The following is a 12232-nucleotide window of genomic DNA, read 5'->3' as shown; positions in this document are numbered from 1 at the left end:
GTGCGCCGGGACAGTGACGAATTGTGCGAACGCTCCGTCTCGGTCAGATCCCAACCAGATTGTCTTCTTCGAGGAGCGACCCTGCGCGCGCATGCAGGCGCGAACCAGGACCCGAGCCCCGAGGACCGAGCCCCGAGCCCCGAGCCCCGAGGACAGACTCGTCGCCACCTCGGCCGACCGCTACGATTCGGCCGCAGCAGTCGGCGCCCTGGATCAGGGGGAACGGGGTGACGGCATTCCAGCCCCCGTCCGGCCGCGTCGATGTCTGCCCCGACACGTTTTCGGCCGCGTCGTTGGTACCTGTCACGATTGAGGACGAGTACCAGCCGAGCCTGGTATTAATTTCGGTGTTGTTCATGCCAGCCGCCAAGACCTGAACCAGGACTTCACCTTCGCCTGGCACAGGAACTGGAACCTGCGCGACGACCAGCCGATCGTAGCCACCAACACCGGTGGTGACAACCGCCATCATGGCACGGCGCGGCGCGGCACGGCAGGGCGCGGTGGGGAGGGGGAAGAGGACATCACCATGCACCCATCTTGCGTCACATAGAGCGCAGTCGCCAACGAGTCACCCAGGTAGCCCTACCAGGGTGTCCCTGGATGATGTTCAGGTTGAATTCGCCAATTGATCGAATAGTCGCAGGTTGATCACGGCTCAGGTTCGTAGCCGATGAGCCAGTGGAGGCCATACTGGTCGATGACCTGACCATCGGAGGCGCCCCACGGTTTCGGGGTCAGCGGATCAATCACCCGGCCGCCGTCGGCGAGTTTGTCGAACCACTCGTGCAGAACTGCCGGCTGAGCCGTACCCAGCAAGGAGAGCATGAGCCCTTCGAACCGGACACTCTTTTCGCCCTTTCCCGCGTCTGATCCAGCGAGGACGACGCCACCGTTCAGTGTTCCATGAGCTATCGCACCGGGCGGGCCGTCGTGCCGACCGAAATCCTCAAGGGTATGCAAGGACAGCTCGCCTCCGAAAATGCCCTCGTAAAAGGTAAGGGCCTCACGGGCGGTACCGGGGAAACTGAGGTAGATCTGGGGGCCGGCCATGAAGACATCCTAGGACAACAATGGTGGAGAGGGGCAGCCGCGCCGTGCCGCCCAATCTGAGGTCTAGCTGTTCAGGGTAGCGAGCAGTGGACCCATCCGGTAGGGGATGGGCTGACGAAGGAACATGCTGGTTCTGGTTCGCAGGATGCCCGGGCAGAGGCGGATCTCCTCCGATACCCGGTACAGGTCGTCTGGATCCCGAGCGACGACGCGACAAAGGAGGTCCGTCTCTCCTGCGGGGGCGAGACACTCGACAATTTCCGGGATAGCACGGAGGCCCTCCACGGCTATATCGATCCTGTGCTGGTCGAGTTCCGCTGCCACATGTGCCGAGATAAACAGACCAAGGGCCTCGGGGGCGATACGGACGCTGTGATTTCTCAAGGCACCCTCACGCTCGTACCGCTCCAGGCGCGCCTGGACTGTGCCGCGAGCCAGCCCTGTGCGGTGCGCGATAGCAAGCACGGTCATTCTGGAATCAATGTCGAGCGCCTCCAAAACAGCTCGATCGATCGCGTCCCGGATGGGGCGCGGGTCTTTGTTGCTGACCATGGGTTCTCCTCCTTGAGTGCGGTCAGGATGACCACGGTTGTGGGTCTCGGGGATCCTAGCCTAGTCAGATTGACTATCTAACGCATTGAGCATTGCACAAAGGGGTGGCCATGTTGCTCAATAGAACACAGAACAGTCGGGAAGATATCACCTTCCCAGGCTTCGGGAGCAACCAGCGAGTACACCCCTCAAGGTTGCAGGAAACGCCCTCCCACAAAGAGCGCATCCAGTCTGCCGCGCCACCCCTGCTGCGGACTCCATCGATTCACTCCCATGCTGGAGCGCCTCATCCACCGGTGCTGCGTCCGGCTGCAGACTTTTCGACGCGGTCCTCCTCGTCCACTAGGCTGAGGAAAACTTTCGTCAGCCCGACAGGAGCCCTTCGAAATGCCAAACAGCGTGGAGTCCATCAGCGGTGACGATAAGTTCGCCGGACTGAGGGCAATATTTCTCAATTGCACCTTGAAGCGCAGCCCCGAGCTGAGCCACACTTCTGGCCTGATCCGCGTCAGCGCGGATCTGATGCGAAAGAACGGCGTCCACGTCGACATTGTGCGACCGGTTGATCACCCTGTAGCGACGGGTGTGTACCCAGACATGCGGGAGCACGGCTGGGAGGAGGACGCGTGGCCCACCATTTTCGACCAAATTATGCAGGCCGACATCCTGGTCCTCGCGGGACCCATCTGGCTCGGAGACAACAGTTCAGTGATGAAACAAATCATCGAACGCCTCTACGCGATGTCGGGCGTGACCAACTCGCGCGGTCAGTACGTCTACTACGGAAAGGTCGGGGGCGCCCTGGTGACTGGAAATGAGGACGGAGTCAAGCACTGTTCAATGAACATTCTCTACAGTCTTCAGCACATTGGTGTGACCATTCCACCGGCCGCAGACGCCGGCTGGATCGGAGAAGTTGGGCCGGGTCCAAGCTATCTCGACGACGGATCGGGTGGTCCCGAAAATGACTTCACCAACCGCAACACCGCTTTCATGACCTGGAATCTGCTTCATATGGCGCGCATGTTGAAGGCAGCAGGAGGTATTCCGGCGCAGGGTAACCTTCCCGACGCGTGGAAGAAGGGTGACAGGTTTGGATTGGAAGTCAATCCGGAATATCGGTAGGGCCCGGGATGCGCCCAGGATTCGTCATTGGCGGGCATCACATAGACTTCGGCTACTGTCCGTCCAGATTGAAGGAGCCGTGTGCTTGTCACCGTCACTTCGACCGCTCCCAGCGCAATCAATCTGAGCCATCTGCTTCACAAGCACCCTGACCGCGCGCAGGAGTTTGCGCTCAGCGTTGGCAGGGCGCACGTGTTCTACCCGGAGGCGTCTGACGAGCGTTGCACAGTAGCGATGCTCCTCGAGGTCGATCCAATCGGACTGGTTCGCAACAAGCGTTTCCGCGGACGCGACTCTGCCACGCTCGAGCGGTACGTGAACGATCGACCCTACGCTTCGTCGTCGATGGTTGCCGTCGCCCTCGGACAGGTGTTCCGCACCGCGATGAACGGCATGAGCGAGTCGTTCCCGGAGCTTGCCCTATCGAGAATGCCCTTGGAAATTACGGTCGCCGCGCTGCCCGCGCGTGGTCGCGACACTGAAGGCCTCGTCGCGCAGCTGTTCGGGCCCCTCGGCTGGCAGGTGGAGGAAACGGTGGTACCGCTCGATCCCGCGTTCCCCCAGTGGGGTGCCTCACCCTACGTCGACCTCGTCCTGCGCGGCGATGTTCGACTGAGCGAAGCTCTCCGCCATCTTTATGTGCTACTCCCCGTTTTCGATGATGCCAAGCACTATTGGGTGTCTGAGGACGAGATAGGGAAGCTGCTCCGGGCCGGCGACGGGTGGCTGCCCAACCACCCGCTACGGGAGCTCATCACGAACCGTTATCTGGCGCATCAACGCTCGATGGTTGACGAGGCGGGGGGGGGGGGGGGGGGGGGGGGGGGTTTTCCCCCCCCCCCCCCCCCCCCCCCCCCCCCCCCCCCCCCCCCCCCCCCCCCCCCCCCCCCCCCCCCCCCCCCCCCCCCCCCCCCCCCCCCCCCCCCCCCCCCCCCCCCTTGCTGACCGCGCAGTCCAGGCTCAGCGCTTTCGATGACATCCCGGTCACTGATGTGACGGCTGCTACACACCAGGCGCGTTCGGCTCCGCTGTCGTTCAGACGTGCTGACGCAGTGATTGATGCGCTTCACGACGTCGGCGCCCGGCTGGTGGGGGACGTCGGGTGCGGGGAGGGAGCACTGCTCAAACGGTTGGTTGCGGACCCCGGTTTTACGGCGCTCGTTGGCGCTGATGTTTCTGTGACCGCACTCGCCCGGGCCAAACGGACACTCAACCTCCGGGAGGCGAGCGATCGCCAACGAGCCAGGGTGCGCTTGATCCAGTCCTCGGTGACCTACCAAGATGATCGCATCGCTGGCCTGGACGCCCTGGTCCTGATGGAGGTCATCGAGCACCTCGACCCAGAACGCCTGCCCGCGCTGGAGTCCTCAGTGTTCGGCGCGGCCGCCCCCACTCAGTGATTGTGACTACGCCGAACAGCGAGTACAACACGCTGTTCGATGAACTCCCCGCCGGCATGTTCCGGCACGCCGACCACCGATTCGAGTGGACGCGGGCCGAGCTCACAACGTGGGCTGAGGGGGTTGCAGCCAGGAATAGTTACACGGTCGAGTACCGCACAGTTGGCGATGTCCACCCCACTCTTGGCTCGGCCACCCAGCTCGCGCTCTTTCGAAAGGCGACAGACCGATGACAGACCTCCCCATTCCATCGATGTCGCTCATCGCCGAGTAGGTTCAGCTGACGTATCAGCTGCCTCTGTCACCACCCGCCGCGCGTCGGCGTATGTCCCTGTCGGGCGTCGTCGGGCATTGCCATGTCGGCTCGCAGGCCGAGGAGTCGGATGGGACGGCCTGCCTCGATCGCGCCCGCGAGGTCCAGGGCACGGGCAAGAATTGCAGTGCGGTCGGATGTTTTGGGAATCTTCTTCGCGTGGGTTTTCGTGAAAAAGGGCGCGTACCGGACCTTGAGGGTCAGTCCGACGACCGGCCGTCCCTCGGATTCGACATCCGTAAGGACACGCGCTGTCAGCTCCCTGATGGCGTCGTCCACCTGGGTCTGTTGTGTCAGGTCCTGCTGGAAAGTTGTCTCCCGGCTATGACCCCGGGCGACCCAGGGGGTGTCGTCAACGACGTCGTCCCCGTCGCCGCGTCCGAGCTCCGCGTACCAGGGACCCATCTTGGGGCCGAACTCCGGGACCAGGGTTGTCGGGTCACATACGGCGAGCTCGGCGACGGTGGTGATGCCGAGCTTGGCCAGCCGGCCCGCTACTTTGGATCCCACGCCCCATAAGTCTTTGGTGGGCCGCCCGCCCATGACATCGAGCCAGTTCCCGGCCGTGAGACGGAAGACGCCGGCCGGCTTTCCGAAACCGGTGGCAACCTTGGCTCGGACGAGTGTGTCACCGATACCGACGCTGCAATGCAGCAGTGTTTGCTCGAGAACCGCGGATTGGATCTGTCGGGCGTAGGTCTCAGGGTTATCGATCTTGACGCCGACAAAGGCTTCATCCCACCCGAGCACCTGCACGGTGGCGCCGGGCTGGGCGCGCAGGGTTGCCATCACGGTTCCAGACGCCACAAGATATGCTTCATGATCAACGGGCAGGATCACCGCATCAAGTACTTTCCGGGCCGCAACGCGCAACGGCATTCCGGATCCGACGCCGAAAGCCCGGGCTTCGTAGGAAGCGGTCGACACCACAGCTCGTTCCGTGGGGTCGCCACGCCCGCCCACGATGATTGGCTTGCCTGCCAGCTCTGGCCGACGGAGCACTTCGACCGCCGCGATGAACTGGTCGAGATCGACGTGCAGGACCCAGGGGATTCGGCTCATCTCACCAGTGTGTCCTGAACCTCGCTCGAAAGCATCAGTTTCCCGGCTGGGCCTACCCTCCGAGGTTGCTGATCGTGAATGCCGTGAGAAACCCGACGGCGGTGATGAGGCCAGTAAGGATGTGATGTTCCTCGAAGGCTTCGGGAATCATGGTGTCCGCGATCATCGCAAGAATGGCTCCGGCGGCTACGGCGGTGATTCCCGCCACCAGTTCATCTGGAGCATTCTGCAGTGCTGCAAAGCCAACCAGGGCCGAGATACCGGAAAGTGCTGCAATCCCTCCCCAGACACCGAAGACGTATGTTGCGCTTCGGCCAGCCTTTTTCATGCCGGCAGCGCTGGAAAGCCCTTCGGGGAAGTTTGAAATGAACACTGCGGCGAGCATGGCGGGATTGACGGCGCCCAGGGTGGCAACTCCAACCCCGAGGACCACCGATTCGGGAACCCCATCGAGGAGCGCTCCGATGGCGATGGCAGTCCCGCTCCCGGTCTGGTCACTCTCGGAAGGCTGATGACCGCCAGAGCGTTTGCGATGTTTGGCGCCCGCCCGCGCGAGGAGGGCGTTCGCCCCCACATATGCCAGGGCGCCAGCCAGGAATCCCGTGAGGGTGGGAAGCAACCCGCCGAGCCTGACGGCTTCGTCCATGAGGTCAAACGCCAGGGCCGAGATCAGCACCCCGGCACCGAAGGCCATGATCGACGAGGTGACTTTCGCCGGGATGGTCCATTTCCAGGCAACGGCGCAACCCAACACCAAAGCTGCGCCTCCCGCGGTGCCCCAGATCAGGGCCATGAACCACAGTGGCATTATTTATTCCTTCTCCAGACGACAGCGACGTGCATAGCGTCCACATTATGCGCATTGCCTACAGGCGTAGGCAGCGGGACGCCTCATCCGTGACGGGGGATGTGCCCGGGGAGAATCTTTCTTAGGCGGTGGTGGGTCCGAGCGGATCCGCCGACCGCTAGGCGGCGCAGGCTCTTTCAACTCGACAAAAATGAATGGGTGTCGGTGTGTGCCCAATATTCGATCCGGTATGGTCTTGTGCAGGCAACCAACGGACGGCTCCGGCGGGAGGTCAATGTCGATTGACCTCCCTCTGGCGGAGATACGGCGCCGGAAGTCACTCGCCGTGATCACCACACTATCGGGGTGCCTGTGCTCGGTGGTAGTGCTCCCGGGAGAGTCCGTGTATTCAAGGACACGGACCCGCTCATTCTCGAATGCAACGCGGTAATTCTCTGGATTTGTCTCGACGGAATCCTTGGCCATGGACGGCAACATACGCTCGTCAGAGATTAGTGCCAAGACGGTTGAGCGACAAGTTGGCAGTGCCATAGCCGGAAATAGGACGCTGCTCAGAAATAGGATGGCCGAATGCCCGATGCGATCTTTTCCAGCGCCCGACTCGCCCGCGCCAATGATCCACTGGATCTGGTGTGGAGTGACCTCGATACCGACACCGATCCTGCTGACGAGGACGGTGCGAGGAGCAGCGAGGAGCAGGTTCCGTTAACTGTTTGGAGCCCGAGGAGAGAATTCTGCTCTAGCGTGGAGGCGTGAGTCTACTTGGGGGAGAAGGAGTTCTACTTCGGCCATGGCGGGCGCAGGATGTGGACTTCGCATATGACTTGTACTCGAACGAGGACGTGCAGCGGTTCCTTGGTCGGATTCCGAAGGTGGTGCGGAGCCGCGCCAGCGCTGAGACGTTGATTCACCGGCTCAGTGCCGTCAAGGACCCGGTGACGGGCTATTGGGTAGTCGGAGATGCTTCCTCGGCTGAGCTTCCCGGGACTGTGATGTTGCAGAGCATTCGGCTGTCAGGTACGGACGGCCCATCAGATGAAGTAGAGATTGGCTGGCATTTCATCCACGGTCGTGGGCCCGCGGCTACGCGACCAGAGCGGCGAAGACGCTTTGCAACCCTGGGGACCCGACCGACCCGGCGATGCGACGGTATGTTGGGGGCCAGAAACTCTACTTGGCGGCGTGTAGCCCTGCGGTCCGTGCCACTCTGGTTGTCGACAACACACGGCCTGAAGCCCCCGCCGTCGTGGTGCCGGAGGCGGCTTCCTGCGCTCACCGGACGAAGCCTGTGAGATAAGTGATGCGATTGACCGTCCACTGTCAGCTGTTCGTTATAGGACGAACCTTTGCAGCGTTGGCGGATCCCGCCCGAGGCTGACCCTTTGAGGTTCTTGCCCACGGCGAACGCCCCGCTGGCGCTCTCGTTTCGGTCGCCGCAGCGCGGGCTAACCGAAAGTGTCGGAGGGGAATAGCATAATTTCTGTACTGCGGCGGTACCCTCCGCCGAGTCTAGCCATGGGGGAAACATGGACAACAGTCTCGCTTCAGCTACGCCCGGGGACGCCAACGAGCGGGCGTCGCCCCAGGATGAACCGCCAACTGCCCCGGAAGATCAACATGACCGAGCTCCAGACATGCCGCCGTATGCTCTGGACTTCCATCCCGTTCACTGGCCGTGAGTCGGTCGGCCGGCGAGTGGACGCTGTCCCAGTCGGCGCAATGTGAAAACGTTCGACCAACGATCCAGACCTGGGGCGATGGTCGAGAAGGAATAGGGTTTGAAAAGCAGCAACCGCCGCTTTTTGTAGCTCGATAGGGCCGACGGGGTGCGCCCAGCCCGTCTCAGTCTGCGACCGCCAGCCTGCTTTCACTACCGGCCAGGCTATGGACTGGACGGGGGCTCACGGCGATCGACGCCCCTCCGGGAGTCGTCAAGTCCCGGCGCCGTAGCTGACCCGGCCGCCGGGTTGCTCGGTTTTTGGTAGACATCGGGAATCCCGTCGCCGTCGTCGTCGACCCTCTCCGCCGCCTCGATGGTGCGGTAGTGCTTGTTGCGGGCCCGCAGGATTACGGACGCGATCAGGGCGGCCAGGATGGAAGCCGACAGGATTCCGACCTTGGCGTGATCATTGGTGGGGCTGTCGGGGGTGAAACTTAGATCGGCGATCAGCAGCGAGACGGTGAAACCGATACCGGCCAGCAACGCCATGCCCAGCAGGTCCACCCAGCGCAGGGCCGGGTCAAGGTTCACCTTCGTGAGTTTGGTGAGGAGCCAGGTGGTCCCCACAATGCCGATCGGCTTGCCCAGGACCAGGCCCACCATGACGCCGAGCGCGACCGGATCGGTCACCGCCGAGATGAACCCGCTCCAGCCGCCCACAGTGACGCCGGCGGAGAAGAAAGCGAACACGGGTACCGCGAATCCTGCCGACAGAGGACGGATCCGGTGTTCGAAGAGCTCGGCCAGACCGGGCCCGGCATCTGGCCCAGCGCTGGACTTCCGGTGCAGGACGGGCACTGCGAATCCGAGCAAAACTCCGGCGACTGTGGCGTGAATACCGCCTGCATGCACAAGAGCCCACACAACAAAGCCGATGGGCAGCAGGATGAGCCAGGCGGCAGCTGGCTTCAAGTGAAAAAATTCGCGATACTTCTGTGCCAGCACCGTATACAGTGCGAGCGGGATGAGGGCCAGGAGTAGGGGCGCGGCCTGGATGTCATCGGAGTAGAAGAGGGCGATGATGGAGATGGCAATCAGGTCATCGACGACGGCGAGCGTTAGTAAAAATATCCGGAGTGCGCTGGGCAGGTGTGAGCCGACGATCGCGAGGACCGCGACGGCGAAAGCGATATCGGTGGCAGTGGGAATTGCCCAGCCACGCAGCGTCTCAGGGCTGAATATGTTGATGCCCACGTAGACCAGGGCGGGAACGGCTACGCCGCCGACCGCGGCGGCAACCGGAACTATCGCTTTGGCGGGACTGCGCAGATCACCGGCAACGAATTCACGTTTGAGTTCGAGTCCGACGAGGAAGAAAAACACGGCCAGCAGGCCGTCAGCAGCCCAGGCTCCCAGGCTCAGCTCAAGATGCCAAGGTTCGTACCCGAACGTGAAGTCTCGAAATGCGAAGTAGCTATCGGAAGCTGGGGAGTTGGCCCAGATGATCGCGGCGGTGGCGGTGATAACCAACAAGATGCCGCCGACGGTTTCCTTCCGGAGGATTTCGCCAATTCTCAGCGACTCGGAGTAGGTACCGCGGCCGATCAGCCCTGAGACGGGTTTGGGCTTGGAGGTTGGGTCTGCCATGAGTGAGGCTCCTGGATTGGGGTCGACAATAGAAACTGCCGACCAGACTTCCCGGCTCACCTTCAGTCCAGTTTACCAGTCAGACCGGGAAACCGCTCTCCGGCGGTTCACGCGGATCACCGTGCCCGCCGGTTAGCGTCGCTGGTTGTTCCTACGGACGGCAATCCGGCGGGTCAGATCCGAGGCCGCAAGGACGGCGACGGCGATGGAGATGGCGACGAACGCGAGCATGAAGTACAGACCAATGAGGGTGGCCATCGGCGATCGGGCTTCGCGCAGCATCGCCAATCCACCTACCAGACCAACCGACCAGAACGCCGCAACAGCGGCCAGAACCAGGGCGGCCGGCAGCCAGTCCCGATTGGCTCGCAGCCACTGCAGCGTGCGCCTGACGATCCGGGTGATTTTGTCCATGCCCCATAGTGCGCTCTGGGCTGGCGGGAGCACGGGCGGGACACGTGTCGACTCGGTCACGTTTCGGTGTCCTGGTCGAGACAGAACACTGGGTACTCGTCGCGCAGGAGCGCGCCGTGGGCACGGACCGCAGGGGTCATTGGCCGAGCTGACCAGGGCAGACGGTGGGGCGGGAGTCCTCATCCAGGCCAGCCACCGAGTCGACGGCGAGCGCACGGCCCAGATTCCAGCCCAGCCAATCGTCGGTGGTCGCGGGGGCTGGCTGCAAGGCGATCACGCACGGGGTCACCTCGACGGGCAGGCCCGCCACGATCGCGGGTGCGGCGTCGGCTTCGAGACTGGCCAGGTAGGCAACGTCCAGTTTGCCGCTCGTCTCGAAGCGGTTGATGTTCTGCTGGGCCACCCAGGCCTCAGGGTTCGCCACGCCAATGACCAGCAGGAGGACTGCACCGGACATCAGCGCAGCCCTGGGCAGCCACCACCCGGACATCCGCACCCCGGCCCCCATCACGAAGACCACCAACAGGCCGAGCCACACTTCGAACGCGTCCACCAGGACACGCAGCACAGTGAAACCGTAGGCCTGCTGGTAGATGGACATCCTGAAGAGCGCCGAGACCCCGACCACCAGGGTAAGTACCGCCAGGGCGCCGAGCGCGATGCGCAGCAGCAGACGGTCCTGGGCGGTGGCTCGAGGCGCTTTGCGAACAGCCAGCGCGATGGTGGCGAGGGTCAGAGCCGTCGCAACGGTCAGCTGGGCGAATTCTTGATGGACGTAGTCCGCGTAGCTGAGCCCGGTGGTGTCCCGCACAAACTCGTGTCCGCCCCACATCGCCGACGCCTGCGCGGTCACGAAGACCGCAAACACTGCGACCACAACGCCCGCCGGGAACAGCCATTCCCACGCCCGGCTGACCGGGCGGCCCGCCCCGACGGCGGCCTTCTCGACCAGGGGTGGATTGATGGCCAGATAACAGCCCGCAAGTACTACGCCGCGGACGACGAACCAGACGAAGGCGCGCAGCACCAGACTATCGGCCAGCTCAACGTCGGGAAGGACAGTGGACACCCAGGAACCGAACACCGCGTCTCCGGAAGCGAACAGTCCGCCGAAGACAACGAGCGCCACGAGTGAGATGGCGGTGGTCCGCAGCACCGGCCACAGCGACCGGTGATTTGGTGGCAGCCGACATCGTGCGACCCAGCAAGGGGAGGCCGTGGATGCCGCTAAGCACCCACGCGAGTCCACCGGCACAGATGGGCAGGACGCGTTTAGCGTCGGTGAGGGAGGTGGTGACGAGTACCCCCGCGGCGAGGACCGCCAGTCTGGCCAGCCATTCGGCGTCGCGCAGGACTACCAGTGAACCCAGTCCCAGGCACAGCACCGTGGCGGCGACGGTCCACGGGCGACGATGACGCACCGACAGGGTTAGCATCAGGGCGCCGGAGACCAGCAGGATCAGCAGGGTGCCCAGCCCGAGGTTGCGGTCCGGCAGGACGACAGCAGCCAGTGCGCCGACCGCGAGCGCCAGGAACACGGGCCGGGGTGCCGTCCGCAGTCCGCGCTCGGGCCAAAATCGTTCGGTGCCGGACATCACCGGGGGATGGTCCGGCACATCAACTGGTGAAGATCCTTGGGCAGGGTAGGGGTAGCCAGCGGCGGTCACGGCGGTCTCCTCGGGGTGGGTGGGGTGGCGGCGGGCGCCGGCGCGGGGGGAGCCGTCGCGGAGACGGGTGGTGGGGTTGCTGCCCGGGATGCCCGGGGGAGCACTACGAGGATCCGAGCGCCAGCGGACCCCGGAGCGGGTGGCAGCGCGGTGATAGACCCGCCATGCAATTGGGCAATCCAGCTGGCGATGGCCAGGCCCAGGCCGGTGCCGCCGCTACTGTCATCGCCTACCCCGAACCGGGTGAACACCCGTTGGGCCTGCTCAACCGGGATGCCGGGTCCTTCGTCGGTGACTTCGAGGCTCCAGAGGTGCCCGGCCCGGGTGGCGGCAGCCAGGTGAACCGTGCCGTTGGACGGGCTGTGCCGGACCGCGTTGTCGATCTGGTTAGCGACAACCTGGGCCAGGCGTGCGGAGTCGGCTGTCACCACCAGGTCGGGTGGGTCGACCGACGTCGTCAGCCGGATTGGCCTGCCCCCGACTGAGGCTTCGTCGACGGCGTGATGTCGCGCCGGGCCCGTCGAAAGCACT

At 63.7% G+C, this 12232-nt stretch carries 16 protein-coding genes; 6 read left to right on the top strand and 10 right to left on the bottom strand.

Translation table 11 applies throughout. The annotated features are described in order from the left end of the window. Positions 1–43: 43 nt before the first annotated feature. The 3 genes from ACX80O_RS04525 to ACX80O_RS04515 all read right to left on the bottom strand — a co-directional run bounded on the left by ACX80O_RS04525 (position 44) and on the right by ACX80O_RS04515 (position 1605). The gene (locus tag ACX80O_RS04525) at positions 44–535 is read right to left on the bottom strand and encodes an alcohol dehydrogenase catalytic domain-containing protein (RefSeq protein WP_459332676.1); all 492 of its coding nucleotides are present in this window, start codon (positions 533–535) and stop codon (positions 44–46) included. Positions 536–651: 116 nt separating this feature from the next. Then, positions 652–1053, bottom strand: a complete 402-nt coding sequence (locus tag ACX80O_RS04520; RefSeq protein WP_459332675.1) for a VOC family protein — start codon at positions 1051–1053, stop codon at positions 652–654. A gap of 63 nt (positions 1054–1116) precedes the next feature. Further along, positions 1117–1605 (bottom strand): Lrp/AsnC family transcriptional regulator, encoded by a 489-nt coding sequence (locus ACX80O_RS04515; RefSeq protein WP_459307409.1) that lies wholly within the window; start codon positions 1603–1605, stop codon positions 1117–1119. A gap of 387 nt (positions 1606–1992) precedes the next feature. On the opposite strand from ACX80O_RS04515, the gene ACX80O_RS04510 reads away from it, so the two are divergent. The 4 genes from ACX80O_RS04510 (at position 1993) to ACX80O_RS04495 (ending at position 4363) form a co-directional block, all read left to right on the top strand. Then, a complete protein-coding gene (locus tag ACX80O_RS04510; protein ID WP_459332674.1) occupies positions 1993–2730 on the top strand; it encodes a flavodoxin family protein in 738 nt (245 codons plus the stop codon). Between the two features lie 81 nt (positions 2731–2811). Further along, a complete protein-coding gene (locus tag ACX80O_RS04505) occupies positions 2812–3675 on the top strand; it encodes a 3' terminal RNA ribose 2'-O-methyltransferase Hen1 (RefSeq protein ID WP_459332673.1) in 864 nt (287 codons plus the stop codon). Then, a complete protein-coding gene (locus tag ACX80O_RS04500; RefSeq protein ID WP_459332672.1) occupies positions 3669–4130 on the top strand; it encodes a class I SAM-dependent methyltransferase in 462 nt (153 codons plus the stop codon). Before ACX80O_RS04505 ends, ACX80O_RS04500 begins: the two co-directional genes overlap by 7 nt. Before the next feature lie 2 nt (positions 4131–4132). Continuing rightward, positions 4133–4363 (top strand): hypothetical protein, encoded by a 231-nt coding sequence (locus ACX80O_RS04495; protein ID WP_459332671.1) that lies wholly within the window; start codon positions 4133–4135, stop codon positions 4361–4363. A gap of 68 nt (positions 4364–4431) precedes the next feature. Here the strand turns inward: ACX80O_RS04495 and ACX80O_RS04490 are convergent, their stop codons facing one another. After that, positions 4432–5505, bottom strand: coding sequence for a DNA polymerase IV (locus tag ACX80O_RS04490; RefSeq protein WP_459332670.1), 1074 nt, complete (start codon positions 5503–5505; stop codon positions 4432–4434). A 52-nt stretch (positions 5506–5557) separates the two neighbouring features. Next, positions 5558–6313 carry a ZIP family metal transporter gene (locus tag ACX80O_RS04485; protein ID WP_459332669.1) on the bottom strand — a complete coding sequence of 252 codons (756 nt, stop codon included), beginning with the start codon at positions 6311–6313 and terminating at the stop codon, positions 5558–5560. Between the two features lie 570 nt (positions 6314–6883). Between ACX80O_RS04485 and ACX80O_RS04480 the strand changes: the two genes are divergently transcribed. Beyond that, a complete protein-coding gene (locus ACX80O_RS04480; RefSeq protein ID WP_459307403.1) occupies positions 6884–7069 on the top strand; it encodes a hypothetical protein in 186 nt (61 codons plus the stop codon). Then, a complete protein-coding gene (locus ACX80O_RS04475) occupies positions 7066–7605 on the top strand; it encodes a GNAT family N-acetyltransferase (RefSeq protein ID WP_459332668.1) in 540 nt (179 codons plus the stop codon). The genes ACX80O_RS04480 and ACX80O_RS04475 overlap by 4 nt, the downstream gene beginning before the upstream one ends. Before the next feature lie 590 nt (positions 7606–8195). On the opposite strand, the gene nhaA is transcribed toward ACX80O_RS04475, so the two are convergent. The 5 genes from nhaA to ACX80O_RS04450 all read right to left on the bottom strand — a co-directional run bounded on the left by nhaA (position 8196) and on the right by ACX80O_RS04450 (position 12231). Continuing rightward, positions 8196–9620, bottom strand: a complete 1425-nt coding sequence (gene nhaA, locus ACX80O_RS04470; RefSeq protein WP_459307401.1) for a Na+/H+ antiporter NhaA — start codon at positions 9618–9620, stop codon at positions 8196–8198. Positions 9621–9752: 132 nt separating this feature from the next. After that, entirely contained in the window at positions 9753–10094 is a 342-nt protein-coding gene (locus tag ACX80O_RS04465; protein WP_459332667.1) for a hypothetical protein, read from the bottom strand. A 76-nt stretch (positions 10095–10170) separates the two neighbouring features. Further along, positions 10171–11163: a DUF4153 domain-containing protein gene (locus ACX80O_RS04460; RefSeq protein ID WP_459332666.1), complete on the bottom strand. Its 993-nt coding sequence runs from the start codon at positions 11161–11163 to the stop codon at positions 10171–10173. Further along, complete coding sequence (locus ACX80O_RS04455) at positions 11078–11701, bottom strand: hypothetical protein (protein ID WP_459332665.1); 624 nt, start codon at positions 11699–11701, stop codon at positions 11078–11080. The genes ACX80O_RS04460 and ACX80O_RS04455 overlap by 86 nt, the downstream gene beginning before the upstream one ends. Continuing rightward, entirely contained in the window at positions 11698–12231 is a 534-nt protein-coding gene (locus ACX80O_RS04450) for a sensor histidine kinase (RefSeq protein ID WP_459332664.1), read from the bottom strand. Before ACX80O_RS04450 ends, ACX80O_RS04455 begins: the two co-directional genes overlap by 4 nt. Position 12232 lies beyond the last annotated feature (1 nt).

The organism is Arthrobacter glycogeni (genome assembly GCF_054511155.1).
Note: the sequence above shows the minus strand (reverse complement) of the source record. Positions and strands in the feature narration are given on the sequence as shown.

Bases quoted from the DNA above. Each gene is read 5' to 3' on its own strand.
- ACX80O_RS04520 (WP_459332675.1), bottom strand. From the start codon at position 1,053: ATGGCCGGCCCCCAGATCTACCTCAGTTTCCCCGGTACCGCCCGTGAG.
- ACX80O_RS04515 (WP_459307409.1), bottom strand. From the start codon at position 1,605: ATGGTCAGCAACAAAGACCCGCGCCCCATCCGGGACGCGATCGATCGA.
- ACX80O_RS04510 (WP_459332674.1), top strand. From the start codon at position 1,993: ATGCCAAACAGCGTGGAGTCCATCAGCGGTGACGATAAGTTCGCCGGA.
- ACX80O_RS04490 (WP_459332670.1), bottom strand. From the start codon at position 5,505: ATGAGCCGAATCCCCTGGGTCCTGCACGTCGATCTCGACCAGTTCATC.
- ACX80O_RS04485 (WP_459332669.1), bottom strand. From the start codon at position 6,313: ATGCCACTGTGGTTCATGGCCCTGATCTGGGGCACCGCGGGAGGCGCA.
- ACX80O_RS04480 (WP_459307403.1), top strand. From the start codon at position 6,884: ATGCCCGATGCGATCTTTTCCAGCGCCCGACTCGCCCGCGCCAATGAT.
- nhaA (WP_459307401.1), bottom strand. From the start codon at position 9,620: ATGGCAGACCCAACCTCCAAGCCCAAACCCGTCTCAGGGCTGATCGGC.